The sequence below is a fragment of the Pseudomonas guariconensis genome (assembly GCF_024127895.1).
Taxonomy (GTDB): domain Bacteria; phylum Pseudomonadota; class Gammaproteobacteria; order Pseudomonadales; family Pseudomonadaceae; genus Aquipseudomonas; species Aquipseudomonas guariconensis_B.
In genome coordinates this window covers 1-26,266 of record NZ_JAMYBK010000035.1, presented here as the reverse complement: position 1 = coordinate 26,266, position 26,266 = coordinate 1, and the positions used below count along the sequence as shown (strand labels likewise).

At 64.0% G+C, this 26,266-nt stretch carries 17 protein-coding genes; 7 read left to right on the top strand and 10 right to left on the bottom strand.

The features are described 5' to 3' along the window. Window positions 1-120 precede the first annotated feature (120 nt). The gene (locus NJF35_RS22955; RefSeq protein ID WP_253081521.1) at window positions 121-1,362 is read left to right on the top strand and encodes a TIGR03862 family flavoprotein; all 1,242 of its coding nucleotides are present in this window, start codon (window positions 121-123) and stop codon (window positions 1,360-1,362) included. Between the two features lie 170 nt (window positions 1,363-1,532). On the opposite strand, the gene NJF35_RS22950 is transcribed toward NJF35_RS22955, so the two are convergent. Together NJF35_RS22950 and yedA are read right to left on the bottom strand one after the other, a co-directional pair. After that, window positions 1,533-2,864, bottom strand: a complete 1,332-nt coding sequence (locus NJF35_RS22950) for a DEAD/DEAH box helicase (RefSeq protein WP_253091510.1) — start codon at window positions 2,862-2,864, stop codon at window positions 1,533-1,535. A gap of 54 nt (window positions 2,865-2,918) precedes the next feature. Continuing rightward, complete coding sequence (yedA, locus tag NJF35_RS22945) at window positions 2,919-3,839, bottom strand: drug/metabolite exporter YedA (RefSeq protein ID WP_253091509.1); 921 nt, start codon at window positions 3,837-3,839, stop codon at window positions 2,919-2,921. Window positions 3,840-3,995: 156 nt separating this feature from the next. Between yedA and NJF35_RS22940 the strand changes: the two genes are divergently transcribed. Then, on the top strand, window positions 3,996-4,454 hold the full coding sequence (locus NJF35_RS22940; RefSeq protein ID WP_225790719.1) for an Lrp/AsnC family transcriptional regulator: 459 nt from the start codon (window positions 3,996-3,998) through the stop codon (window positions 4,452-4,454). Window positions 4,455-4,497: 43 nt separating this feature from the next. Here the strand turns inward: NJF35_RS22940 and NJF35_RS22935 are convergent, their stop codons facing one another. Both NJF35_RS22935 and NJF35_RS22930 read right to left on the bottom strand, forming a co-directional pair. Continuing rightward, complete coding sequence (locus tag NJF35_RS22935) at window positions 4,498-4,980, bottom strand: NYN domain-containing protein (protein ID WP_225790718.1); 483 nt, start codon at window positions 4,978-4,980, stop codon at window positions 4,498-4,500. Between the two features lie 91 nt (window positions 4,981-5,071). After that, complete coding sequence (locus tag NJF35_RS22930; protein ID WP_225790717.1) at window positions 5,072-5,791, bottom strand: DUF2076 domain-containing protein; 720 nt, start codon at window positions 5,789-5,791, stop codon at window positions 5,072-5,074. Window positions 5,792-5,941: 150 nt separating this feature from the next. Here NJF35_RS22930 and NJF35_RS22925 point away from each other — a divergent pair, with 150 nt between their 5' ends. From NJF35_RS22925 to NJF35_RS22915, 3 genes are all read left to right on the top strand, one after another. Then, entirely contained in the window at window positions 5,942-6,598 is a 657-nt protein-coding gene (locus NJF35_RS22925) for a YciC family protein (protein ID WP_225790716.1), read from the top strand. Window positions 6,599-6,659: 61 nt separating this feature from the next. Continuing rightward, window positions 6,660-7,745 (top strand): endonuclease/exonuclease/phosphatase family protein, encoded by a 1,086-nt coding sequence (locus NJF35_RS22920; protein ID WP_225790715.1) that lies wholly within the window; start codon window positions 6,660-6,662, stop codon window positions 7,743-7,745. Between the two features lie 105 nt (window positions 7,746-7,850). After that, window positions 7,851-8,354: a hypothetical protein gene (locus NJF35_RS22915; protein WP_253081526.1), complete on the top strand. Its 504-nt coding sequence runs from the start codon at window positions 7,851-7,853 to the stop codon at window positions 8,352-8,354. A 50-nt stretch (window positions 8,355-8,404) separates the two neighbouring features. Here NJF35_RS22915 and hrpB read toward each other — a convergent pair whose 3' ends face one another. Next, the gene (gene hrpB, locus NJF35_RS22910; protein ID WP_253091508.1) at window positions 8,405-10,927 is read right to left on the bottom strand and encodes an ATP-dependent helicase HrpB; all 2,523 of its coding nucleotides are present in this window, start codon (window positions 10,925-10,927) and stop codon (window positions 8,405-8,407) included. Between the two features lie 322 nt (window positions 10,928-11,249). Between hrpB and NJF35_RS22905 the strand changes: the two genes are divergently transcribed. Both NJF35_RS22905 and NJF35_RS22900 read left to right on the top strand, forming a co-directional pair. Next, on the top strand, window positions 11,250-11,450 hold the full coding sequence (locus tag NJF35_RS22905; RefSeq protein WP_225790712.1) for a hypothetical protein: 201 nt from the start codon (window positions 11,250-11,252) through the stop codon (window positions 11,448-11,450). Window positions 11,451-11,678: 228 nt separating this feature from the next. Beyond that, complete coding sequence (locus NJF35_RS22900) at window positions 11,679-14,843, top strand: Mur ligase family protein (protein WP_253091507.1); 3,165 nt, start codon at window positions 11,679-11,681, stop codon at window positions 14,841-14,843. A 50-nt stretch (window positions 14,844-14,893) separates the two neighbouring features. On the opposite strand, the gene NJF35_RS22895 is transcribed toward NJF35_RS22900, so the two are convergent. The 5 genes from NJF35_RS22895 to NJF35_RS22875 form a co-directional block, all read right to left on the bottom strand. Next, window positions 14,894-15,793, bottom strand: coding sequence for an alpha/beta hydrolase family protein (locus NJF35_RS22895; RefSeq protein ID WP_225790710.1), 900 nt, complete (start codon window positions 15,791-15,793; stop codon window positions 14,894-14,896). Between the two features lie 102 nt (window positions 15,794-15,895). Continuing rightward, window positions 15,896-17,140: an HlyD family type I secretion periplasmic adaptor subunit gene (locus NJF35_RS22890; RefSeq protein WP_225790709.1), complete on the bottom strand. Its 1,245-nt coding sequence runs from the start codon at window positions 17,138-17,140 to the stop codon at window positions 15,896-15,898. Window positions 17,141-17,182: 42 nt separating this feature from the next. Next, complete coding sequence (locus NJF35_RS22885; RefSeq protein ID WP_225790708.1) at window positions 17,183-19,363, bottom strand: type I secretion system permease/ATPase; 2,181 nt, start codon at window positions 19,361-19,363, stop codon at window positions 17,183-17,185. Beyond that, window positions 19,360-20,778: a TolC family outer membrane protein gene (locus NJF35_RS22880; protein ID WP_253104009.1), complete on the bottom strand. Its 1,419-nt coding sequence runs from the start codon at window positions 20,776-20,778 to the stop codon at window positions 19,360-19,362. Before NJF35_RS22880 ends, NJF35_RS22885 begins: the two co-directional genes overlap by 4 nt. 246 nt (window positions 20,779-21,024) lie before the next feature. After that, window positions 21,025-23,019 (bottom strand): BapA/Bap/LapF family large adhesin, encoded by a 1,995-nt coding sequence (locus tag NJF35_RS22875; protein WP_262967480.1) that lies wholly within the window; start codon window positions 23,017-23,019, stop codon window positions 21,025-21,027. Window positions 23,020-26,266 lie beyond the last annotated feature (3,247 nt).

Below are 26,266 nucleotides of genomic sequence, written 5' to 3'. Positions count from 1 at the left end.
GAAAACCGCCCGAGCCCTTCAACTGCCTGATCCGCAAGGCGCTGATCATTTTTTGCACAGTGCCTGCGCGGGCCGTGCTGGGGTAGAATGCCGGCTCTTTTCCACAGCCTGCCGTCCACCATGTCCGACCAACGCCCCGCTTCCCCTCCCCTCGTCGCCGTCATCGGTGGCGGCCCAGCAGGCCTGATGGCCGCCGAGGCGCTGGCCGGGGCCGGCATGGCGGTCGAGGTGTTCGACGCCATGCCATCGGTGGGGCGCAAGTTCCTGCTGGCCGGTGTCGGCGGCATGAACATCACCCATTCCGAAGGCTATCCGGCCTTCGTCTCACGCTACGCCCGGCGCCATCGCGAGATCGATGCACTGTTGCGCGACTTCGACGGCGAGGCCCTGCGCCAGTGGATCCACGGCCTGGGCATCGAGACCTTCGTCGGCACTTCCGGGCGGGTCTTCCCCCGCGACATGAAGGCCGCGCCCTTGCTGCGCGCCTGGCTCAAGCGCCTGCGTGACAGCGGCGTGGTTATCCACACCCGCCACCGCTGGCTTGGCTGGAACGCCGATGGCACCTTGCGCATCACTTATCCACAAGGCGAGCTGCAGCTTCGCGCCGACGCCGTGGTACTCGCCCTGGGTGGCGGCAGCTGGGCACGCCTGGGCTCCGACGGTGCCTGGCTACCGCTGCTGGCCGAGCGGGGTGTGGATATCTCGCCACTGCAGCCAAGCAACTGCGGCTTCGAAGTGCAAAGCTGGAGCGCCCTGCTCACAGACAAGTTCGCCGGCGCCCCGCTGAAGAACATCGCCCTGGGCATGCCCGGCAGCGCGCCGCGCAAGGGCGAGTTCATCCTGACCGCGCAAGGGGTCGAAGGCAGCCTGGTGTATGCCTGGTCGGCCGCGATCCGCGAGGCCATCAACCGCGACGGCCGCGCCACGCTGCTCCTCGACCTGCTACCGGACCGCCCTGTGGACAAGATCGTCCAGGCCCTGGCCAAGCCACGTGGCTCACGTTCCATGGCCAAGCACCTGCACGGGCAGTTGGGGATCGACGGCGTCAAGGCGGCGCTGCTTCGCGAATTGACCAGCCCAGCCACCTTTGCCGATCCCCAGGCGCTGGCGCGGGCGATCAAAGCCTTGCCGATCGAGCTGGTACGGCCAAGGCCGCTGGACGAGGCGATCAGCAGCGCCGGTGGCGTACGCTTCGAGGCGCTGGATGAAGGGCTGATGATCCAGCGACTGCCTGGCGTGTTCTGTGCCGGGGAGATGCTGGATTGGGAAGCGCCGACCGGTGGCTACCTGCTGACGGCCTGCTTCGCCAGCGGATTGCGGGCAGGACGTGCGGCGGCACAGTGGCTGGCCCGGTGTAGCTAAGGACGTGCGTGGGCCTGTCCCACAAACGAGTCAGCCCTGACACCACCGGTGTATGGCACGGGCTTCGCCCGTGTTCGCGGGCAAGCCCGCTCCCACAGGGGCCGGCAGCTAAGGTCATTTGTGGGAGCGGCCTTGTGTCGCGAAAGGGCCGCAACGCGGCCCCTGCAATTTCAAGACTTGCGCTTGCGCGGCCCGCTGTTGAAGCTCGGCACCTTGCGCACCGGCTTGACCGCTGGCTCCGAGAACGCAGGCTCGGCACTGTCCATCCAGCGCCCCAGCCCTCGCTTGGCGCTGTTCTCCTTCGGCTTCTTGGGCTTTTTCGGTTTCTTCAGCACCTGGCCGCTGGCATCGGTCAGCGGTACCCGGTGATCGGGAATGAAATCCGGCTCCTCGTGACGCGGCAGGGTCTGGCGGATCAGGGTCTCGATGGCCGCCAGCAACTGCACCTCGTCGGCACACACTAGCGAGATCGCCTCGCCCTTGTTGCCCGCCCGGCCGGTACGGCCGATGCGGTGCACGTAGTCTTCGGCCACGATCGGCAGGTCGAGGTTGACCACCAGCGGCAGGTCGTCGATGTCCAGGCCACGGGCCGCGACATCAGTGGCCACCAGCACCTGGATCTCGCGGGCCTTGAAGCTGTCCAGCGCGCGCTGGCGGGTGGCCTGTGGGCGATCACCGTGGATACCGTCGGCATTGATCCCCTCGCCGAGCAGGCGCTCCACCAATTGGTCGACGCCGTTGCGCGTCTTGGCGAACACCAGGACCTGCTTCCAGCGCTGCTTGCGCAGCAGGTGGCAGAACAGGTCGGCCTTGCGCTTCTTGTCCACCGGTACCAGCCACTGCTTCACCGTGCTGGCCGTGGCGTTGCGCGGGCTGACCTCGATGCTCAGCGGGTCGTTCAAGGCAAGGCCGGCGAGCATGCGGATCTCGTCGGAGAAGGTGGCGGAGAACAGCAGCGTCTGACGCTTGCGCGGTAGCGCGGCATACACCGCCTGCAGCTCCTCGGCGAACCCCAGGTCGAGCATGCGGTCGGCCTCGTCGAGAACCAGGGTCTGCACCTGGCCGAACTTCACCGCGTTCTGCCGGAACAGGTCGAGCAGCCGGCCAGGCGTGGCCACCAGCAGGTCGACACCACGGCGCAGGCGCATCATTTGTGGATTGAGGCTGACCCCACCGTATACCGCGTAGGTGCTCAGCGGCAGGTTCTCGGCGTATTGGCGGATATTGGCATGGACCTGCTCGGCCAACTCGCGGGTCGGCACCAGCACCAGGGCACGGATCGAATTGCTGGCGACCTTGGCGCCTTCCAGCGCCAGGCGCTGCAGCACCGGCAGGGCGAAACCGGCGGTCTTGCCGGTGCCGGTCTGGGCCGCGGCCATCAGGTCGCGGCCGGCCAGCACGGCGGGGATGGCCTGGGCCTGGACGGGAGTCGGGGTGTTGTAGTCCAGGTGCTGCAGGGTGCGCAGCAAGGGTTCGATCAGGCCGAGTTTGGCGAAATTCATGGCAATACCGTCAGGGGGTTCAGCGAAGCCGGCAGTTTACCGCAACGCCCCGCCCTACTTGCACATTTCGCCCTTCAGCGGCGCGGGCGTCTCGGGCACCTTGCGCCATTGCGGCAACCCGATCAGCACCACCGCCCCAATGATCACCGCCATCGCCACGCACTCCTCGGCGCCGATGCGCTCGCCGGCGAAGACGATCCCCAGTAGCACCGCCACCGCCGGGTTGACGTAGGCATAGCTGGTGGCCGCCGCCGGGCGTACGTGCTTGAGCAGGTACATGTAGGAGCTGAAGGCCAGGATCGAGCCGAAGAACACCAGGTAGGCCAGCGCACCCCAACCTGCGACAGTGGGCATCTGGGTCAGGCGCTCGCCGCTGACGGCACTGCCGATCAACAGCGCAGCGCCGCCTACCAGCATCTCGGCGGCACTGGCCATGGCACCCTGGGGCAGCGGCAGGGTCTTGCTCCATACCGAACCGAAGGCCCAGGACGCCGCGGCGAACAGGATCAGCGCCGCGCCCATGGGGCTGGCTTGCAGGTTGGACCCAAGGTTGAGCAAGCCAATGCCGGCCAGGCCAAGGAAGATCCCCGCCCACTCCAGGCGCGAGTTGCGCTGGCCGAACAGCAGGCCGAACAACAAGGTGAACAGCGGCACCGTGGCCACCGCCAAGGCGGCCACGCCCGAAGCGACCCCGGCATGTTCGGCCAGGGTCACGCCACCATTGCCGCAACTGAGCAACAGGAAACCGATCGCCCCCGCCGCGCGCCATTGCGCCCAGGTCGGCGCGGGCACCCCGCGCCAGCGCAGGAAGCCGTAGAGCAGGCTGCCGGCGATGATGAAGCGCACACCTGCCATCAGCATCGGCGGCCAAGACTCGACACCGATCTTGATGAACAGGTAGGTCGAGCCCCAGACCAGGTACAAGGCCAGGAAGGCACCGATGAGCAGCAGCGGGAAGCGACGGGAGGCAGGCATGGGAAAGAACTCGAAATCCGTTTACGGGTGACTTAGTTTAGAAAGGCCCCTGCGCAAACTTAAGTTACAAAACAGGTTTAAATCAGCCGTACACTTTGCAAAGCATGGTTGTAAGACCACTTTTCCGTCGATTACAAAGTGACCACTGGAAGTGCCATGGACAAGTACGATCGCATGCTCCTCGCCGCCCTGCTGGAAAACGGCCGGGCCACCTACGCGCAACTGGCGCGCCAGGTGAATCTATCCGCCCCGGCGGTGGCCGAACGGGTGGCCAAGCTGGAGGCCAGCGGTGTGATCACCGGTTATTCGGCCAAGGTCGACCTGGAGAAGATCGGTTTGCCGATCCAGTGCGTGATCGAGCTGCGCCTGGCCAGCCACGGCAACCAGCAGGCCTACGAAGCCCTGACGCGCATTCCCCAGCTCACCGAATGCCACCGGGTCACGGGGGATCCTTGCGTGATCATGCAGGCGGCGGTCGCCTCGATGAATGAGCTGGAGGCGCTGATCAACCAGGTCTCGCAGTTGGGCTTCAGCAAGACCTCGATCATCCTCTCCAGCGCGGTGGAACGGCGCGTGCCGCTCGATCACCTGGAAAGCAATGGCAGGAAGGCCTGAGTTGCGTGGTTGACCGTTCCAGCCTATGCGCGAATGGGCGGGATCAATGCCGCAACAACAACTGCCCTTCGATCGGCACATAGCGACTGGCAGCACGGATCAGCGATAGCGCGGTGAGCCCCGGCACGCCATAGACCACGGCCTCGGTGCCATGGCGCTGGATCACCCGCTCCAGCAGCAGGTCGAAGTCGCCATCGCCAGAGGCCAGTACCACCTGGTCGACCCGGGCGGCGGCATCGATCACATCGAGGGTGATGCCCACGTCCCAGTCACCCTTGGCCGAACCGTCGCTACGCTGGATGAACGGTTTTAGACGCACCTCGAAACCAAGGTTGCGCAGGATCTGCTGGAACTGTTGCTGCTTGCTGTCGCCACGGTCGATCGCATAGGCCACCGCCTCGACGATCTGGCCCTGGCGACTGACATCGGCCCACAGCGCGGCATAGTCGAAATGGCAGCCGTGGGCCTGGCGCACGGTGTAGTAGAGGTTCTGCACATCGGCGAACAATGCGATTTTCTTCACCATGAACCCTCTGGCAGGTCAGGCCTGTGACGGCGGCCTTGCGTCGTGATGGGGGCGCACGGCCCCCTTGAAGGCCAGCAGTATGCCAGAGCCCTCAGACGAACGTGTCGTCGTCGGAGAAGAACCCGCCACCGTCGCTGCCATAGTCGCTGTCCATGAAGCCGCCCTGGTCATAGCCCGGGTCACCGTTGTCGGCGACCTGGCGCTGGACCTCCTGGTCGTTCCAGCCGCCGCTGTCGCTGGCCGGCGCCGGTTCTTCCTTGATGACCTCGACCACTTCCTCGGGCTGCGCGTGATGGTTGAACAGGCTGCTGATGCCCTGCGCCAGCAATACGCCGCCCGCCACGCCGGCAGCGGTCTGCATGGCACCGCCGAGGAAGCTGCCGGCGCCGCTGCGGGCGGGGGCGGCATTGAAGGCCGACGCTCCCGGCCGGTTGAAGCCCGGCGCGCTCGGCTCACGCCAGCCACCACCGGAGGCCGCCGGGCGCTGCGGCTGCGGAGCCGGGCTGCGGGCCCCTGCGCCAAAGATGCTCGACAGGAAACCGCCACCGGCATTGCTGCCACGGGTAGCCTCGAGCTGGGCCTTGGCCTGCTTCAGCTCGGCCTCGAGCTGCTTGTTCCGCTCGTCCAGACGCTCGATCGCGGCCTCCTGGACCAGGATCGCCTGGGCCATGTAGTACGGCGCCGCCGGCTGCTGGCGCAGGTGCTCCTCGATGCACGCCTGCGCCTGGGCGTCACGCGGCTGGCTTGCAGCCTCGGCTTGCTTGATGCGGCCGAACAGGCCGTCGATCAGGGTTCGTTCTTCAGTGTTCATGGGCTACCTCATACGTCAGTGGCCTGTGTGGTCGCGTCAAAGATGGGGTGCACAGCCACGCGATTCAATCATCGAGGCCGTGAAACTTTTTTCAGCAAAGGCTGTGGGCTAAAGTGACGCCCTGCTTTTTCTGCCATGCGATCCTGACCGATGAACCCGCTGAGCGTCCTGCGCGATTCCCTGTATTTTTTCCGCCGCCATCTGGCGAGCATCCTCCAACTCTGCCTGCCGCTGGTGATGCTCGAAGCCCTGTGCACCCAACTGCTCGACCGCCAGCTGGGCGACCAGGGCTCGCCCGCCTACGGCATGCTGGTGAGCCTGCTGTTCTACCCGCTTTACAGCGCGGCCCTGATCCTCTACCTCGACACCCGCAGCAACGGCCAGGACATCGCCAAGCGCAACCTGTTCGCCCGCGCCGTGCAACTGTGGCCTGCGCTGGCGCTGCTGATCCTGATCAGCTCGCTGCTGATCATGGCGGGCCTGGCGCTGTTCATCTTCCCGGGGGTGTGGATCATGATCAACCTGGTGTTCGCCGAATACCTGCTGGTGCTGCGCGGGCTGCCGGTGGTGCAGGCCATGCGCGAGAGCGCCAGGATGACCACCGGGCACTTCATGCGCATCCTGGCCTGCGTGCTCGCCGTGCTGGCGCCGCTGTGGCTGCTCGACGGGCTGCTGCTGACAGTGTTCCCCGAGCCCCAGCCGGGCCTGCAACTGGCCCTGGACAGCCTGAGCGGCTTCCTGCAACTGTTCAGCGGTGTGGTGCTGTACCGCCTGTTCATGCTGCTGGAGAGCGAAGCCAGCGCCTGAACTGGCTCACCGACGAACGGCTCGGTTATGCTGGCGCCACCTGCACCGACAAGCCGAGCCGATGATCCGTCTACTGCGCAACGCCCTGCTGTCCCTGCTCCTGTTGCTGGCCGTGCTCTGGCTGCTTGCCGATCACCTGGGCTGGCAGCCCTCCCCCCGCGAACCCGTGGCGGTTGCCTGCCACGGCGCCAGCCCGCCGCTGCTACCTGGGCAGGCGCTCAAGGTGATGACCTGGAACGTGCAGTACCTGGCCGGCAAGCGCTACGTGTTCTGGTACGACCAGGGCCGCGGCAGCGACACCCGCCCGAGTGCCGAGGACCTGGCCTTCAACCTCGACGAAGTGAGCCGGGTGATCCGCGCCGAACAGCCTGACATCGTCCTGCTCCAGGAGCTGGACAAAGGCGCCAAGGCCACCGGTTACCAGGACCAGCTGGCCCTGTTGCGCGAGCGCCTCGCCGATCTCTACCCCTGCGCGGTCCAGGCCTACGACTGGAAGGCCGACTTCGTGCCCGACTGGCACATTGCCGGCAACGTTGGCCGCACCCTGGCCACCCTTAGCCGCTACCCGATCGCCAAGGCCGAGCGCCTGCAACTACCCTCCGCCGCCAGCAATGCCTTGAACCGCCTGCTGGAACCGCAACCGGCCCTGCTGGTCAGCTACCTGCCGGTGCAGGGTGGTGGCCGCCTGGCGGTGCTCAACACCCAGCTCTCACCCTACCGGCCCGGCAGCGACCTGCAGCAGAGCCAGGTGGCGCACCTGGCCAAGGTCCTCGACCGCCTGGAAGGCCAGGGCACGTCCTGGCTGATCGGTGGCGACTTCAATCTCCTGCCCCTGGGCCAGTACCGTCGCCTGCCACCGGCACAGCGCGGCAACTACCCCGCCGACAGCGACCTGCACCTGCTCTGGGACAAGTACCCGATGATTCCCAGCAACGCCGAGGCCAGCGGGGCCGATCGCAGCGCCTGGCTCACGCACTACCCCAACGACCCGGCCGCCAGCGGGCCCGACCGCACTCTCGACTACCTGCTGCACAGCCCCAGGTTGCAGCGGCTCCAGGCCCAGGTGCTGCAGCAGGACACCCTGCAGATCTCCGACCACCTGCCGCTCGTGGCTCGGCTGCAGCTACCGCCCCATCGCCGCGACTGAAACGACTCTCGAAGCAAACCTTCCTTGCGCCATCGATCCCCGTCGGCCGCCAGAATCGCCGACGGTGCAGCACGGTGCTGCCATCGAATGGACAAGGAGACTCCCATGACAGACGCTCATGAACCAGTGCTCGTCGCCGAGACGATCGAAGCATTTCGCGGCAAGATCTACATGCTGGTCGATAACCGACGGGTGCCGCTGCGGCTCAGCCGTAGCACCGACAAGTTCAGCTGGGGATTCGCCCCGCAGGATGATTGGCTGCAAGCAGGCGGACAGGCCGACTCCCCGGTCTTTCATTTCACCTTCCTGTCGCAAACCGAGAACCGCCATCACTTCAGTATCCGCGGCACCGGCCGCCACGCGGACAAGAAACTGGGCATCAGCCTCAATGGCTACCTGGGGCTGTACAAGCATGCCGAGGTCACCGACTTCTGGAAGCTGGAAACCCTGAACTGGACCGAACAAGGCTTGCATTGCCGCTGGCGGGACCACCAGGGCCAGCAGGTCAAGGCCATCATGGATACCCCGCACCATGAGCCGGGGACCTACTACCTGCTGAATGTCCAGGAAGGTGAGGTCCACGAGTTCCTGATCGAGCGCGTGGACTGATCGGTAGCGCCGGGGGCTTGCACCAACGCAAGCACCCCGGCGACAGGAGCTCAGGTCCCCCTGGGCTTGGCCCGTGCCGTGGCCTCAGCTACCAGCGGGTCATCCGGCCAGTAGTGCTTGGGGTATCGGCCTTTCAGGTCTTTCTTGACCTCGGCATAGGTCGATTTCCAGAAGTTCTCCAGGTCCTGGGTGACCTGCACGGGGCGCCGCGCTGGCGACAGCAAATGCAGCTTGAGCACCTGCCGCCCATTGGCGATGCGCGGTGTGTCCGCCAGGCCGAACAACTCCTGGAGCCTTACCGCCAATACGGGGGGACGCTCGCTGTAGTCGATACGAATATTCGACCCCGAGGGCACCGAGATCGTCTGGGGTGCTTGCACATCGAGTTGCTGCGGCAATGGCCAGGGCAACAGGTTGCGCAGAATCGATGCCAGGTCGAGCTGGCCAAAGTGGCTGAGCCGGGTGACCTTTCCAATGTAGGGCCCAAGCCACTCACGTAGGGACGCCAGAAGCGCCTGATCACGCAAATCCGGCCATTCACTCGCCCCCCCGCTCTCCAGATCCAGGTCACGCAGCAGTGCCACACGTGCCTGCCACTGGCGCAGCTCGGGCGTCCAGGGCAACAGCTCGAGGCCCTTGCGCCGGATATAGTCGATCAATGCCTGGACACGGGCTTCGTCATCCAGGTTGGCCAGCGGCGCGCAAGAAAGCACCAGTTCCCCGACCTTGAGCTGTCGCTCCGCCCGCAGCACGCCTTCCCGCTCGTCCCAATCCAGCGCGTCCACCTGGCTGACCTGCTCTTTCAGGACCGAGTCGAACAGCGTTTCATCCAGATCCGCCGCGAGATAGATACGCTCGTCCCGTTGCCCCTGGCGGCTCCCCAGATCAGCGATCACCAACCAGGGGTGTTTCATCAGCGCATCGCTCTCTGAGAACAACGCAGCCCGGCCATTGGTAAGGCGGTACTCCGCGCCACCGGCGCGCCGCTGTCGTGCAATGCGATCAGGGTAGGCAAGCGCTAGCAGGCAGCCCACCCACTTCGGGTTTGCAGGGTCCGGCACGCGGTCAGCCGTGGGCCCACGCAAGAACGAACGGTATTGCCTAGCCAACTGCTTCGCTCGCTGGGCGCTCCCCTGCCCGCCGCGCTGGGCGCGTTGCTCTCCAGACAAGACAGCCAACCGAGCGTGCAGGTCGGCCCCGCCGCCGCGCTGGATATCCCGCTCGCTCAGCAAGGCCGCGATATCGCATGCCAGATTCGTCAAACCCAGCTCATGACCACGCAATAGCAGGTGGGCCAGACGCGGATGAGCGGGCATCTCGGCCATCGCCTGGCCATGCCGGGTCAATTGTCCATCCGGTTGCAGGGCCCGGAGCCGGCGCAATAGATCGCATGCCTGGGCAAAGGCCGCAGCCGGGGGAGCATCGAGCCACTTGAGCTCGTCCGGCTCAACGCCCCACCGCGCGAGCTGCAGGGCCAATCCCGCCAGGTCGGCCTGTTGAATCTCCGGCGAACCAAAGCCCGCCAGTTGCTCGTGCTGGGCTTCGGACCACAAGCGATAGCAAACCCCCGGCTCGAGCCGCCCTGCCCGCCCCGCCCGCTGCGTGGCACTCGCCTTGGAAATACGCTGTGTGTCGAGCCTGGTCATGCCACTTCGTGGATCGAACCGGGGCACACGCTCAAGGCCTGCGTCGATCACCACGCGCACGCCGTCGATGGTGATGCTGGTTTCCGCGATGTTCGTGGCGAGCACCACTTTGCGTTTTCCAGCAGGGGCTGGGTCGATTGCCGCTCGCTGCTGGTCGAGATCAAGTTCACCATGCAGTGGGCAGAGCAGGATGTCTTGAGGGTCATCGAGGCTGTCTTGCAGGCCAGTGAGGACCCTACGGATCTCTGCCTGGCCGGGCAGAAAGACAAGCATGCTGCCGGTCTGCTCTTCAAGTGCATCGAGGCACGCGGCGATGACCCGGGGCTCGATGTAATCACCCGGCTGCTGTGGTTTGCTCCAGACCGTCGTGACCGGGTACATCCGGCCTTCGCTGGTCACGATGGGGGCATCGTCGAGCAGTCGGGAAAGCCGCTCCCCGTCCAGCGTTGCCGACATCAACAGGACCTTCAGCGGGACATCATCGCGAAAGAGTTCGCGCCCATTGAGCGTGAGCGCCAAGGCCAGGTCCGCGTCCAGGTTGCGAAGGTGGAATTCGTCGAAGATGACCAGGCCCACACCATCCAGCGAGGGGTCGTCTTGCAGCCTCCTTGCCAGGATCCCTTCGGTCACGACTTCGATGCGTGTCTTCGGGCCTACCTTGCTTTCAAGGCGGATACGGTAACCCACCGTCTCCCCTACACGCTCGCCGAGTTCAGCCGCCATCCGCTCGGCTGCGGCGCGTGCAGCCAGACGCCGGGGTTCGAGCATGATGATGGTCTGCGCCTTGAGCCAAGGTTCGTCAAGGAGCGCCAGCGGAACGCGAGTGGTTTTACCGGCCCCTGGCGGCGCCTGGAGCACGACCTCGTGACGTTCCCCGAGGGCTTTCAAAAGGGCCGGCAAGGCGGCATCGATGGGCAACGAACTCATGATTACTCCTGCAACAAGGCGTGCAGTATACAAAGGTTCATTGACCATTCGACGAGACCGTTCGCCAACAGAACGAATGTCTTCGAAACTTGTGGACATTCACTCGCGGCGGCATGAGTGCGGTTGGACAAGGCACTCATATGGGCACACCGATTCAACACATGATTGCCTACACGCGCTTTAAGTCATGTAGAAAATCTGTCACGGTTGAATTATAGTCCCCACGGAGCCTCGGAAGTTCCATGTCAAGCCTCATATTCATCAGGCACTGGAGAACCGACCGCAGCATGAGTATCTGCTGCGGAAGAGAAAGGAACCGCACATGCACAAAAAGACCGTTCGCCTCACGATCTTGATCGATCTGCCAACCAAGAAAAAACTAGAGGATCTTTCTGCGACCGTCGACCTCACCGTATCGCAGATCCTCAGGAAGCTCATAAAGAATCACCTGAACGAGCATGAGCAACCCAGCGGCTTTCCCCCCAAGGAAAGAGCCCAAGATGATTCGCTTCCGCTCAACTAGAACGGAAGTTCCATTTCAAGACTCAACAAGACTGCTCAACGTGCTTATTCATGTATAAGTGCATGCCGGTCTTTTATGTGACGAAGCTCACACTCACACTTTGCAACGCCAGACCTTGCTTGGACGCAGGAAGGCCTTAATGTTCAAAGGCGTGTTCGAATACCGAACGAGATAATGTTCACATAACAAACAACCTGTCTTCATCCGACATTGACAATGGATTTTCTTATGTCTTTGAAACAGCAACTAACAGCGTGTTACGATTTTTTAAAACGCCAGACAGCAGCGCTCATTGCCGATGCCCCGCCGGCCTGTACGCTGTTCTTCTCCCTCAGCGACAGTAGCCAGCGCGCCAAGGTGTTCCACGTCACCGCGGACAGTTTCGAGACCGCCTGGAGCCAAGCACTATCAAAGTTTCCGGCGCTGCAGGCCTCGCCCGGGCAGGGTCAGCCCTCCGGGCCGCTGTGGCTCCGGGTCGAGCGTGCAGTCAACCTCACCACGCTGACATGGGCGCAATTGCAGGAGCGCCTCAAGCGCCACAAGCGCAACTACTTCCGCTATGGTATCGCCTTCGACCAAGGACTGGAGATCGCCCTCACCGAACAGGAAATCAACGCCAACGCCATCCTGTACGGCGGCTCCAGCATTCCTTGTGCCAGCTTCAACCTGGGCAATTTTTCGGTCTACGTGAAAAAACGCTTTGCCGGTTCGCCAGCGCTGGCGGCAGCCCGATACGCACAAGCCCACCCCGAAGCCCCCGTCTACCTGTTCCAGACCCAAGGTGTTTTTTGTGCCGAAGACGGTATTGCCCATGCCCTCAACAGCAATGGGCCCGATGTCGGACGACGCAAGACGGGCATGCTGGACGCCGGCCAGGTGCGGGAAAGCATCGTGACGGCTGCAGGCTTTCTCTCGCGCCAGGTCAAGGACAGCGGACAGTTCGTCTACGGCTATTTCCCCTGCTTTGACCGTACGATCCAGAACTACAACACCCTACGTCACGCCAGCACGGCCTATTCCATGGTCGAAGCCTGGGCGCTGACCCAGGATGACACCCTCGGGGCATCGATAGGCCGTGCCCTCGATCACCTCACGCAGACGCTGATCAAACCCTACACCCTGCCCGATGGCAGCGCCGCCGCTTTCCTGGTGGACACCGGCGACGAAATCAAGCTGGGGGGCAATGCGGTCTGCCTGCTGGCCCTGGTGAAATACAGCGAAGTCACCGGCAACCGCGACTACCAGCCGTTGCTCGAAGCGCTGGCCAATGGCATTGCCTGGATGCAAGACCCGCAGACCGGCAGCTTCGACCACGTTCTGCATGCCAGGGACCTGAGTGTCAAAGAGCCCTTCCGGATCATCTACTACGACGGTGAAGCAGCATTCGGGCTGATGCGCCTCTACGGCCTGACAGGCGACAAGCGTTGGCTGCAGGTCGTCGAAAAGGCCTTCGATCATTTCATCGCCAAGGAACACTGGCGCGCGCACGACCACTGGTTGAGCTACTGCGTCAACGAGCTGACCCATTACCGGCCAGAGGAAAAATACTTCCGCTTCGGCCTGAACAACTTCATCGATTACCTGGACTTCGTGCAGCAGCGCATCACTACCTTCCCGACCCTGCTGGAACTGATGATGGCGGCACAGCAGATGCTACAACGCCTCGAGCAGTTGCCTGCACTGCGTCACCTGCTCGAGGAGGTCGACCTGCAAGCCTTCTACCGAGCCTTGCACCACCGCGCCGGGCATTTGCTGAACGGTTACTTCTGGCCGGAAATAGCGATGTTCTTTGGTAATCCGGCACGCATCGTCGGCTCGTTCTTCATTCGCCACCATGCCTTTCGCGTGCGTATCGACGATGTCGAACACTATCTCTCCGGGCTCATTGCCTATCACCGCTACCTGCTCGATGGCGCACCGCAGGTCCACTGCGCCCTGGCGCAGAAGCAGCATGGCACCGGCGGCTGGCACTGGGATGCGGCAAATGTCGTGCAAGCCACCGGCGGCACTTGGGTGGTAGCGCCTGCGGCGGATTGGCAAGCCAGCGGGCTGGCCCCGTCCATGTCGTACTTCAAACCGCAACGCATGTTGGTCAGGCATCCGGGCAAGGTGGGTGTCAATGAGACCCGTTTGGCGCGCCTGTGGGCCAAGGCCGCCCCCCACCTGCGCCCGTCGGCCTTTGTCTGCGTCGACCCCACGCCCTACCTCGACGCCGGCCTGCCGGTGCTGCAAGTCCCCGACACCGCCGATGCCATGCTGCACCTGGGGCGCTACGCCCGGCGGACCTTCAGCGGCCAGGTATTCGGGGTAACCGGCAGCGCCGGCAAAACCACCGTGGTGGCCATGCTCACCCATGCCCTGCAACAGCTCGACACGGTGGCGCAGACCGAAGGCAACGCCAACCTGCCCCACGGGATCGCCTGGAACCTGGCCTGCATGACCGACCCGGCACGCTTCTGGGTCCTGGAAATGGCTGTTGGCAGGATGCCCATCAACTCCGACCTGGTTCGCCCCCACATCGCCGTCGTCACCAGCCTGGCGCCGGCGCACCTGGAATACCACGGCACCCTGGCCAACCTCGCCCTCAAGAAAAGCGCCATCTTCAGGTCCATGGCGCCCGGTGGCCATGCGGTGCTCAACCGCGACATGCCGCACTACCAAGTGTTCGCTGACGCCGCCAAGCGAGCGCAATTGAGCGAGCTCAGCTACGGCGAGCATACCCACGCCGACCTACGGGTGATCGACTGCCACGCGACAGCGTCTCACCTGCTGGTCAATGCCAGCCTTCGAGGTACGCCATTGCGCTTCACGCTGCGTACCCGCGGCAGGCACATGGTGCTCAATGCCCTGGCGGTGCTGGCTTCGCTGATTGCCGCTGGCTTGCCCATCGAGCAGGCACAAGCTGCCCTGGAGACATTCGAGGCGGTCGACGGGCGCGGAAACACATTGACCATCCCCTGCGGGGACGGCGACTACCAGTTGATCAACGATGCCTACAACGCCAACCCGGGATCGATGGGGGCCTCGTTGAGAATGCTCGCGGAACTGCCTGGCCGGGCCAATCAGCGCGTTGCGGTCCTGGGGGACATGCTCGAGCTGGGGCCAGAGAGCCAACGCTATCACCTGGACCTGGCCGAACACCTGCTGGCGGCAGCGCCACGGCATACCCTGCTCTGTGGGCCGCTGATGCATGCGCTCTATGTGCAGGTACGCGACCGCTTGAGCATCGAGTGGTTCGAGGACGTCAACGCCCTGCTGGACAAACTGCCCGAGCATGCCGAACGCTGGTTCCACAAGGGCGATTGGGTGCTGGTGAAGAGCTCTGGCGGCACCGGCCTCTCGCAATTGGTCGACTCACTCACCCACGCCCAACAACGTGTCGCGGCGCTCTGACGGCACGCCTTGAAGCTTGAAACAAGGACTCGCAGGAGTGGGTCCTGGTTTCAAGGCTGGGCGCACTGGGCCGCAGTCTTCAGCCCGATATCGTCGCGCAGTTGATGAAACGCCGGGCCGAAAGCCGGCGCTTCGATCAATCGGGCCTCGAGTCCCGCATCGCGCAACGCTTGGTAGAACCTTTCCTGCAAGACAAAGGGGGAAACCTGGTCCTTGCGGTTACCTATCAAGATCAAGGGGCGACCAGGCACCCGGGCAATGCCATCGATGTGCTGCAAGGGATCATAAGGATGCAACAGGCCATTGGTGTCGCGCCCATCGCGGGCGGGCAGGCCTTTGCTGCGACGAATCATCTGCGCGCGCTCGAGCAGGGCGAACGCCCCTGAGGTCATGACCGCGCATTTGACATCCTTGCGCCCCAACGTCATCAGAGCGGCCACCACCGTCGCCCCGCCGCTGTGCCCGAGCAGCACGAAACGCCCGATGGTATGACGCTGGCGCAACTGGTCGAGTGCCGCATCCAATGCCTGGAACTCGCTGGCCTGGCGGCGCTGCCCATGATTGCCACTCGAGCCATAGGTGCCCGGCCGCGCGACAATCACCACCGGTACGCCGGCACGCCGGCTCAGGGCCGCCGCCTGCTGGTCCTTGGCCCGCAGGGTATTGCCGGCAATGGCCTGGGGCGCACGGTGCATTTCGATAGTGCGATCACCGTGAAACATCACGATCACCACCGGCGCTCCCTGGAGCGGCGAAGCACTGAAGTAACGGATACAGGCCTGGCCACTGGCGAACTCGACCCACAGGGCCGAGGCTGAATCGACGCAACGGACCTGGTCTGCCGGGGTGTTCCACAGCAGCGGCGAATCCTCCACGCCCCGGGCCAACAGAGGTGCACTGAACACCAGGACCAGGCATGACAGCCAGCGCACGACGCTCGATCCGAACATGCGATCACTCCCCCACAGACAGAACATCACTCATTGATTTGGCCGAGAGCTGGAAGCTGCATCTTCTCTGTGCGGCAACCCGCCCCGAAGGCTGGGAACCGCCTAGCGCTCGCGCAGGGCTTCACGCGCCCTATTCATGGGTTTGATCAGGTAATCGAGCACGGTCTTGCGACCGGTCTTGATATCCGCTGTCGCGATCATTCCCGGCACGATAGGAAACGCCTTGCCGGCCTTGTTGTGCAGCTCGTTGTCGTGGGTACGAATGAACACGCGGTAATAGAACACCTCGGGTTTGACTTCGTCCTGGATGGTATCGGGGGAAATCGTCACCACCTTGCCATCCATGCTGCCGTAGATGGCGTAGTCGTAGGCCGTGATCTTGACCTTGGCGTCCTGGTTGGGGTGGATGAACGCGATGTCGCGAGGTGAAATGCGCGCCTCGATCAGTAACTGATCGTCCATCGGCACGATCTGCATCAGACGGCCATTGGGAGGAATGACCCCGCCGATGGTAGTGACCTCGATGTCCTTGACGATCCCGCGCACCGGCGAGCGCAATGTCAGGCGCGAAACCGAGTCGGAACGCCCCTTGAGGATCGACGACAGGGTTTGCACATCGGAGTTGGCCTTGGCCAGCTCCTCGCCGGCGCGCACCAGGTACTCGGAGCGGGACTGGGTGAGTTTGAGCTCGAGCTCGGATTTTTGCCGTTTCAGGCGCAGCACCTCGACGTTGCTCGCGGCACCGACACGGGCCAGGTTCTCGGTGATCTCCAACTCGCTGCGCACCAGCGCCAGGGAGGTCCTGACTCCCGCTTGAGACTCTTCGAGCCCCTTGCGCCGGGTCTGGTACAGGTCGCTTTCGGCCGCCATCAGCGCTGGATAGGCCTTGAGCTCCTCGGGAAATGTCAGCGCGGTGCCATTCACTTCCGCCTGCAACCGGGCAACGCTGGCCAGGGCCGCGCGGTACTTGGCCGCACTCTCGCCGAAGGTGGACTCAGTCTTGGTCGGGTCGAGCTTGGCGAGGATCTCGCCCTGTTCGACGATATCCCCTTCGGCCACGTTGAGCTCGGCAATGATGCCCCCCTCCAGCGATTGGATGACCTGCTCGCGCGAACTCGGAATGACCTTGCCGGTGCCGGTCGACACTTCGTCTATTTCAAACAGGTAGGCCCATATCCCGAACGCCAGCAGCATCAATGCCAGGTACCAGACGATACGCATCGAACGCACCACCGTCGCGTCATCGAGGCTGTCGTCGCGGGACAGGTCGTCGCCCTGGGACGCATCGAGCAGAGGCACCTGGACCTGCCCCTGGCGCCACCTCGAAGCACTCATTTCATTGGCCATCAGCGCTATCCTTCTGTGCAGTCAATTGCATGGGCAGCCGGCTCACTGCACCGGGTTCCTGGGTTTGGAAAGCCGGGCAATGGCGTTGTCCTTCGTGTCATCGATCACCACCGAACCGTTGTCGACGACGATGATGCGATCCACCAGGCTGAGCACGCTCATCCGGTGCGTAGCGATGATCAGCGTGCGCTGCGCACCCCATTGCGCCAGGCTCTGGATCAGCTTGCGCTCGCTGACATCGTCCAGTGCCGCGGTAGGCTCGTCCAACAACACGATCTGCGGCTGGCGAATGATCAGCCGCGACAGCAACAGCGACTGCCGCTGGCCACCGGAGAGGCCGAGCCCACCTTCCAGAATCATGTGGTCCATGCCCAGCGGGAGCTTGCTGATGAACTCCAGCGCCCCGGTCAGCGCCAGGGCGTCGAGAACCTCCTGGTCGCTGGCGTGGGGCGTGCCCATCACCAGGTTTTCCCGCAAGGTGCCGTGGAACAGCCGGGAGTTCTGGGTCAGCAGGCCCACGTCGCGGCGCACATCGGCCGGGTCGATGTGACCCAAGCCCACGCCATCCAGCGTCAGCGACCCTGAGCTGAGGTCGATCATGCCGGCCATCGCCTGCAGCAAGGTCGATTTGCCCGCGCCATTACGGCCAAGCACCGCGATGCGCTCGCCCGGAACGATCTTCAAGTCCTTGACCGTCAAGGCCGGTACGGGTGCATCCTCGCTGTACTTGAACACCGCCTGCTTGAACTCATAGTCGCCACGGACCACAGGCAGGTGCACACGCTTGCTGCCATCGGCCTGGTCGACCGGCATCTGCATGATCCGATGCAAACCCTGCAGGGCCACCTTGGCCTGTTGCCAACGCGTCAGCACGACGGTGATCTGCGACATCGGCGCCACCATGCGCGAAGCCAGGATCGATGCAGCGACCAGGCTACCGGTGGTCATGTCGCCCGCCATCACCATCGGCGCACCGAACACCACCACCACCGCGAATACGCCCCCCTGCACGCTGTGCGTCCAGGTCACCAGCCCGTTGGTGAGCGTGCGCAAGCGCAAGCCAGCCTCGGCAGCGGTCGCGTTGTAGTGGTTCCATTGTTGCTGGAAACGCTGCTCGGCCTGGAGCATCTTGATGTCTTCCAGGCCTTGCACAGTCTCCACCAGCATGGCGCTACGCAGCGAACTTTCACGCATCGACTGGTTGGCCAGCCTGGCCAGGCTACGCTGCGACAACACCCCCGGGATCAACAGCAACAGCACAGAGCCAAGCGGCACGGCCACCAGCGGCCCGGCAATGAACCAGTAGATCACCAGGAACATCAGGAAGAATGGCAGGTCGGCCAAGGCGCTGGCGGTGCTCGAGGTAATCAGCTCGCGAAGCTGTTCAAGCTCGCGCAACTGCGAGATGAACGAACCGGTGGATTTCGGCCTGGCGCTATTACGCAGGCGAATGGCATGACCGAAGACCAGGTCCGACACCCGCATGTCTGCGCGTTTGCCCAGCAGGTCGGTGATCCGCACGCGTGTGATGCGCAAGATGAAGTCGAAAGACAACGCCAGCATCACCCCACCGAACAGCACGTAAAGGGTCGGCATCGACTCGGCTGGCACCACACGGTCATACACCTGCATCGAGAACAGCACCCCGGCCAACCCCAGGACGTTCGCCGCCAGCGACGCCAACATGACATGGCCATACGGGCGCAAGTCGCGCAGGATGATGTTCCTGAACCAGCTTTTCTCGTAAGGCTTGATGTAATCGTCGACCCGGGAATCCCTGACCGCTTGCGCCGGTCGCAGAATCAGGACCTTGCGCACGGCATTGACCAGGTCCGTACGGTTGATGCGGCTTTGCAGGCCCTGGTCACCGCTGTAGACGATCCCCAGTTCGTCGTCGCTGATCGTCTGCAGCACGCCGATCTGGCCATCGTCGAACTGCAGCACCAGTGGCAGGCGCCGCTGCGCCAGCAGCGCGGGGGTGAAGGCGACGATCTTCAGACTCAGCCCAGCCTGGCGCGCCATCTGGCGCAGCACCTGGTCGACACTCGCCCCTTGGCTCCACTGGCTGGCGATGCGTACATTCTGCGCCGAGCAATCCAAGCGATTGTGCCGCGCGACAGCCAATATCGCCTCCAGCCAGCCTTCGTAGTCGAGCGCGTTAGCCACCTCCAAGGTCTGCGGGTCAGTGGTGCTCGGGGTCGCAACGTTCACTGCATCGTTCATGGTCGAATCTCCACACCTTGGATCGTACTGCTGTCCAGATTGAACGCCGTGCGCAGGGCGCTGCTGTTATAGAGGCACTCGATTTCCAGGCGATGCAGGTCGGCGCGGGTGTTGGCCCGATCCATGGCAGCCTGGTGGATTTCCTGCTCGGCGTTCAGCAGGTCGAGCAGCGGCCGCGTGCCCAGCTCGAGGTATTGCTGGCGATACAAGTCGCGGGTTTCGGAAATGCTGCGCTCACGAAAATCCAGGGTCGACAGCCGCTGCTCGAGGCTGGAGGTCTGGTCGCGAGCCTCGAGCAAGCCCTGGCGCACGGCCAGGCGCGCGGCATCGTTGGCCGCCTCGGCAGCCCGCAGCGCCTGAGCGGCCGCCGATTTGCGGGCCGTGATGGCGCCGCCTTGGTACAGCGGCACCTCCACGTTGATGAAGATCCCGTAGCGCGTGCGATCACGCCCGCCGACAGTGCCATTCTCATCGTTGCTGTCCAGGTACTGGGTCAGCGAAGGATCCAACGAAACCGTCGGCAACCCCTCGGCCCGCGCCAGGGCAATTTGCGCCTGGGCATCGGCCTGCTGAGCCTGAGCGATCAACAATGATGGTGTCAGCACCTGGTCAGCATCGATGCCTTGGCAGGACTGGCGCAGAGCGGCAGGCATCGCGGTGCTGACACTGACTGGGGCCTGCGTACCGAGCAGGTTGCCCAGGGCCGTGCGCCAGCGCTTGTAGAGCGCGGTGTATTGAAGTTGCGTCGCAATGGCTGCCTCGACCCGCGAGCGAGCCTGGATCATGTCGGAGCGGGTGCTGGCGCCCATATCGCTGCGCTGCTGGGCCAACTCGGCGATGGCCGTAAGCCCCTTGACCTGCGCGCGAGAAATGTCGAGCAACGCCTGGTAGCGCTGCAGTTCGATCATGGCAAAGGCGGTATCGCGCGCCACCTGGTCAATGGCCAGCAGGACCGCAGCCTGCTGGCCATTGACCCGGGCCACTGCGCTGTCCACCGCACTGTCCACCTTGCCGAAGTCATACAGCATCTGCGAGACCGACAGGGTGAAGGTCTGGCTTTGACCATTACCGGTCAGGCCGCTGTCATAACCGCTGTTGAAACCGCCACGAATCTGCGGGTAATAACCCGCCCGGGCGATGGTGACATTGTCATGTTGCTGGTAAAGCTGACCGATCGATTCTGCAATGGCAGGATGCCAGGCAACGGCCAATTGGATGGCACGCGGCAGGTCGAGGTTGTCGGGCACCACATTCCTGGGGGCGGCCACCTGGCCGGCACCGAATGAGTCACCCGGTAAATGCTTGCCCACATCGCTTGGGCTGATGGAATTGATATGTTCGGGTTCGTAGTCACGTGTCAGTGCCACGGCCCTCTCGGTAGTCAATGGTTGTACGGCGAAGACCAACAACGCCACAAACAGGAACTCGAACCGATCCTTGGGTTTCAAGTAATGCTCCATTATCAGCTTGGGCTGAAAAAGATTGGCGCTTACTTGCCATGCAGCCCATTCGGTTTCAGGAACATGCACGGCATCACTCAACGTCAGGGTGTAACGCCCGGGCGGTGAGCAATACGCCGCCCTGGCGTTACGGTTGATGGCTAACGGAATGAGCAGAGAACGCCAGGCCTTACGGCCTGACGCTCTGCGCCTGCAACATGGTCAAACCACGTTGATACCGCTCTGTACCCAGAGTTGATGGGTTTCATCTTCCTGGCTGACGTACACCACGTACTCCTGTCCATTCTCCAGTTGAGTGGAAACCATCGACCAGTCACCGGTCAGATGGACGCTGTCTTGCTCGTCGCCCTGGATAAACAATCTATCCGTCTCGGGCGCCGTCACTGCCACCAGGTCTTCCAGACTCACGGTCAGCTCGACCGCGCTGAAGTCGTTCAGGTCGATGCTCTCGATGTCGCTGACATTACCGACCAGCAAGCTCAAGTTGATCGTCGCATCGTCACCCTCCCACAACAGCGTGTCAGGGCCTGCCGCGCCATCCACCGATACGAACCCGGTGTCATGGGCTGTCGTCTGATCAGCACCTTCGGCACTTGCGGTACCTTCGGTGCCGCCCTCGATCGTGGCGTGTGACGCCTCGTCCAGCGGCGAGGCTGCTGCGAAGCCTGGGGCTTCGGTGGCAGGATCGCCTGGATTGTCATCGTCCCAGACAAAATCAAGATCCGGCGAGTCGAGGCGTACGTACAAGGTTGCGGTGTCCTCCTGGCCACCTGGTGCGGTGATCTTGTAGCTGAAGCTGTCCACGTTGCCGAGGTCAGCCAGTGCCAGGCCTGGGGTCGGCGTGTAGACGTAATCACCGTTCGCATGCAGCGTCAGCGTGCCGTATTGACCCTGCACCACGGCTCCGGTTTGACCCGGTATGACGTAGACCCCGTCGACCAACACACTCAGCACTGCCAGCGTCGAGCCGAGGCTGTCTGCCGGCGAGTGAGCACTCTGCGCCAGGACGTTGCCCGTTGCAGCGATGGCCTCACCCGTGACGAACTCATTCGCATAGGTGGTGGTCAGCGTCTGGCTGACGGTAATCGTACCCGCCAACGATACGGCCCCCGTTGCCCCGGTCACCCGGTACGTACCGGCCTCCAGCCCGGTGAAGGTGAAGTTGGAGCTGGTCGTGGTCTGGCCCGTGGACACCCAGCTGGTTCCGTTGAACACCTCCAACGTGAGTGTGGTTGTCGGGAACAACCCAACGCCGGAGAACTGGACACTGACGGTAAGGTCGGCCGTAGTATCGGCCTCCACTACGATCTCCGCGCCAGTACCTCTCCCGGTACCGATGAGCAGCGGCGTCGAGTACTGCAATGCCGTCAGGCTTTCAGTCTCTACCAGGTTGTCGCGGTCGATCATTGCCGTTCCGATGTCATCGGTGGCAACCACCTCCACAACACCCTCCGCCGACGGATCGTCAGGGCTCCAGGTCACCGTCGAGTCGCTGCCGTCGATGCGCACGTAGAGGGTGGCCGAAGCCGTGCCGCCTGCCGCTGTCTCCAGTCGATACTCGAAGGTATCGACCTTGCCGATGTTCGCCACATCGCCATTTGGCGTGTAGCTGTAGTCGCCATTGGCAAAGATCGTCAGGTCGCCGTACAGCCCGTGCACAACGGTACCGACCGCAGGATCGTCACCGATCTCCACATCGTTGACGGCCGTGACCGTGGCATCCCCTGCCGCACCTGGGGAGTCCGGCACGCCTGCAAAGCCATCGTCGGTGATGACATTGCCGCTGACCTCACCGCCTGTTGCAGTGAAATCGACCAGGCTGGCGTTATCGACGCTCAGTTGTGCTGTGGCGCTTGCGCCAACTGCCACCAGGGCGGGGTCCATGGAGAGCGTGAAGCGATACTCACCTGCTGCCAGGCCTTCGATTTTCGCGCTGGTGTTACCCGAACCGAACAACCCAAGCAGATCGAGCAAGCCACCGCCTACGCTTCCCTGGTCTACCGGAATCCAGCCGCCAGCTCCGTCGCTGACCTCGAGTACCGCAGTGAACCCGCTACCCAGCACGGAGGCAAGATCACCGGAGCCGAAGGACAGGTTCAAGGTGCCGGTACTTTCATCCGCTACGGTGAACTCCTGCGACAACTCAGGCACACCGAGCTGAATGCCACCTACTCCCAGCAGCGTGAACACGTTCATGCTGTCGAGCCCGGTGTTGGTCGTAACCGGGGTTACGGTCAGTTCGGCAGTTGCGACGTCGTCGAAGGCTTCCAGATCGGCATCCGCGTCAGCATCCGCGTCGGCATCCGCGTCAGCATCAGCATCAGCATCAGCATCGGCATCGGCGTCAGCGTCGGCATCGGCATCGGCATCGGCATCGGCATCGGCATCAGCGTCAGCATCCGCGTCGGCATCCGCGTCAGCATCAGCATCAGCATCAGCATCAGCATCAGCGTCGGCATCCGCATCGGCGTCGGCGTCGGCGTCGGCGTCGGCGTCGGCATCGGCATCGGCATCGGCATCGGCGTCGGCATCCGCATCGGCATCCGCATCCGCATCCGCATCCGCATCCGCATCCGCATCGGCATCGGCGTCGGCGTCGGCGTCGGCGTCAGCGTCGGCATCCGCATCCGCATCCGCATCGGCGTCGGCATCAGCATCAGCGTCGGCGTCGGCGTCGGCATCCGCATCGGCATCAGCATCGGCGTCAGCGTCAGCGTCAGCGTCGGCATCGGCATCGGCATCGGCATCGGCATCGGCGTCGGCATCGGCATCGGCATCGGCGTCAGCGTCGGCGTCAGCATCCGCGTCGGCATCCGCGTCAGCATCAGCATCGGCGTCAGCGTCGGCATCGGCATCGGCATCGGCATCGGCATCGGCATCGGCATCGGCATCGGCATCGGCATCGGCATCGGCATCAGCGTCAGCATCCGCGTCGGCATCCGCGTCAGCATCAGCATCAGCATCAGCATCAGCATCAGCATCAGCATCAGCATCAGCGTCGGCATCTGCATCGGCGTCGGCGTCGGCGTCGGCGTCGGCATCCGCATCCGCATCCGCATCGGCGTCGGCGTCAGCGTCGGCATCGGCATCGGCGTCGGCGTCGGCATCGGCGTCGGCGTCGGCATCGGCGTCGGCGTCGGCGTCGGCGTCAGCATCCGCGTCGGCATCCGCGTCAGCATCAGCATCAGCATCGGCGTCAGCGTCGGCATCGGCATCGGCATCGGCATCGGCATCGGCATCGGCATCGGCATCCGCGTCAGCATCAGCGTCGGCATCCGCATCGGCGTCGGCATCGGCGTCGGCATCCGCATCGGCGTCGGCGTCGGCGTCGGCGTCGGCGTCGGCATCAGCATCGGCGTCAGCATCCGCATCGGCATCGGCATCGGCATCGGCATCGGCGTCGGCGTCGGCGTCGGCGTCGGCGTCAGCATCCGCGTCGGCATCCGCGTCAGCATCAGCATCAGCATCAGCATCGGCGTCAGCGTCAGCGTCAGCGTCAGCGTCAGCGTCAGCGTCAGCGTCAGCGTCAGCGTCGGCGTCGGCGTCGGCGTCAGCGTCAGCGTCGGCATCGGCATCGGCGTCAGCGTCGGCGTCAGCATCCGCGTCGGCATCCGCGTCAGCATCAGCATCAGCATCAGCATCGGCGTCAGCGTCGGCATCGGCATCGGCATCGGCATCGGCATCGGCATCGGCATCAGCATCAGCGTCAGCATCCGCGTCGGCATCCGCGTCAGCATCAGCGTCAGCATCAGCATCAGCATCAGCATCAGCGTCGGCATCCGCATCGGCGTCAGCATCGGCGTCGGCGTCGGCGTCGGCATCCGCATCCGCATCCGCATCGGCGTCGGCGTCGGCATCAGCATCAGCATCAGCATCAGCATCAGCGTCGGCGTCGGCGTCGGCATCGGCGTCAGCGTCGGCGTCGGCGTCAGCATCCGCGTCGGCATCCGCGTCAGCATCAGCATCGGCGTCAGCGTCGGCATCGGCATCGGCATCGGCATCGGCATCGGCATCGGCATCGGCATCAGCGTCAGCATCCGCGTCGGCATCCGCGTCAGCATCAGCATCAGCGTCGGCATCCGCATCGGCGTCGGCATCGGCGTCGGCATCCGCATCGGCGTCGGCGTCGGCGTCGGCATCAGCATCGGCGTCAGCATCCGCATCGGCATCGGCATCGGCATCGGCATCGGCGTCGGCGTCGGCGTCGGCGTCAGCATCCGCGTCGGCATCCGCGTCAGCATCAGCATCAGCATCGGCGTCAGCGTCAGCGTCAGCGTCGGCGTCGGCGTCGGCGTCGGCGTCGGCGTCGGCGTCAGCATCGGCATCAGCGTCGGCATCAGCATCGGCGTCAGCATCAGCATCAGCGTCGGCATCGGCGTCGGCATCCGCGTCGGCATCGGCATCGGCATCGGCATCAGCATCGGCGTCGGCGTCGGCATCGGCATCGGCATCCGCGTCGGCGTCGGCGTCGGCGTCAGCATCCGCGTCGGCATCCGCGTCAGCATCAGCGTCGGCGTCGGCATCCGCATCGGCGTCAGCATCCGCGTCGGCGTCGGCATCCGCGTCAGCATCAGCATCAGCATCAGCATCGGCGTCAGCGTCAGCGTCGGCATCGGCATCGGCATCGGCGTCGGCGTCGGCATCGGCATCGGCATCAGCATCAGCATCAGCATCAGCGTCGGCATCCGCATCGGCGTCGGCGTCGGCATCGGCGTCGGCGTCGGCATCGGCGTCGGCATCGGCATCGGCATCCGCGTCAGCATCAGCATCAGCATCAGCATCAGCATCAGCATCCGCGTCAGCATCAGCGTCGGCATCCGCATCCGCATCGGCGTCGGCGTCGGCGTCGGCGTCGGCGTCGGCGTCGGCGTCGGCGTCGGCATCAGCATCGGCGTCAGCATCCGCATCCGCATCCGCATCCGCATCCGCATCGGCGTCAGCATCCGCGTCAGCGTCAGCGTCAGCATCAGCGTCGGCATCCGCATCCGCGTCGGCATCGGCATCGGCATCGGCGTCAGCATCCGCGTCAGCGTCAGCGTCAGCGTCAGCATCCGCATCCGCATCGGCGTCAGCATCAGCGTCGGCATCCGCGTCGGCATCGGCATCGGCATCGGCATCGGCGTCGGCGTCGGCATCAGCATCGGCGTCAGCATCCGCATCGGCGTCAGCATCCGCGTCAGCATCCGCATCCGCATCCGCATCCGCATCCGCATCAGCATCAGCATCAGCATCAGCATCAGCATCGGCGTCAGCATCAGCATCAGCATCGGCGTCAGCATCGGCGTCGGCGTCGGCATCCGCGTCGGCGTCAGCATCCGCGTCAGCATCCGCGTCAGCATCAGCATCAGCATCAGCATCAGCATCAGCATCAGCATCAGCATCAGCATCAGCATCAGCATCAGCATCAGCATCAGCATCAGCATCAGCATCAGCATCAGCATCA

Coding starts and splice junctions, on each gene's coding strand:
- NJF35_RS22955 (WP_253081521.1), top strand. CDS start 121: ATGTCCGACCAACGCCCCGCTTCCCCTCCCCTCGTCGCCGTCATCGGT.
- NJF35_RS22950 (WP_253091510.1), bottom strand. CDS start 2,864: ATGAATTTCGCCAAACTCGGCCTGATCGAACCCTTGCTGCGCACCCTG.
- yedA (WP_253091509.1), bottom strand. CDS start 3,839: ATGCCTGCCTCCCGTCGCTTCCCGCTGCTGCTCATCGGTGCCTTCCTG.
- NJF35_RS22940 (WP_225790719.1), top strand. CDS start 3,996: ATGGACAAGTACGATCGCATGCTCCTCGCCGCCCTGCTGGAAAACGGC.
- NJF35_RS22935 (WP_225790718.1), bottom strand. CDS start 4,980: ATGGTGAAGAAAATCGCATTGTTCGCCGATGTGCAGAACCTCTACTAC.
- NJF35_RS22930 (WP_225790717.1), bottom strand. CDS start 5,791: ATGAACACTGAAGAACGAACCCTGATCGACGGCCTGTTCGGCCGCATC.
- NJF35_RS22925 (WP_225790716.1), top strand. CDS start 5,942: ATGAACCCGCTGAGCGTCCTGCGCGATTCCCTGTATTTTTTCCGCCGC.
- NJF35_RS22920 (WP_225790715.1), top strand. CDS start 6,660: ATGATCCGTCTACTGCGCAACGCCCTGCTGTCCCTGCTCCTGTTGCTG.
- NJF35_RS22915 (WP_253081526.1), top strand. CDS start 7,851: ATGACAGACGCTCATGAACCAGTGCTCGTCGCCGAGACGATCGAAGCA.
- hrpB (WP_253091508.1), bottom strand. CDS start 10,927: ATGAGTTCGTTGCCCATCGATGCCGCCTTGCCGGCCCTTTTGAAAGCC.
- NJF35_RS22905 (WP_225790712.1), top strand. CDS start 11,250: ATGCACAAAAAGACCGTTCGCCTCACGATCTTGATCGATCTGCCAACC.
- NJF35_RS22900 (WP_253091507.1), top strand. CDS start 11,679: ATGTCTTTGAAACAGCAACTAACAGCGTGTTACGATTTTTTAAAACGC.
- NJF35_RS22895 (WP_225790710.1), bottom strand. CDS start 15,793: ATGTTCGGATCGAGCGTCGTGCGCTGGCTGTCATGCCTGGTCCTGGTG.
- NJF35_RS22890 (WP_225790709.1), bottom strand. CDS start 17,140: ATGGCCAATGAAATGAGTGCTTCGAGGTGGCGCCAGGGGCAGGTCCAG.
- NJF35_RS22885 (WP_225790708.1), bottom strand. CDS start 19,363: ATGAACGATGCAGTGAACGTTGCGACCCCGAGCACCACTGACCCGCAG.
- NJF35_RS22875 (WP_262967480.1), bottom strand. CDS start 23,019: ATGAACGTGTTCACGCTGCTGGGAGTAGGTGGCATTCAGCTCGGTGTG.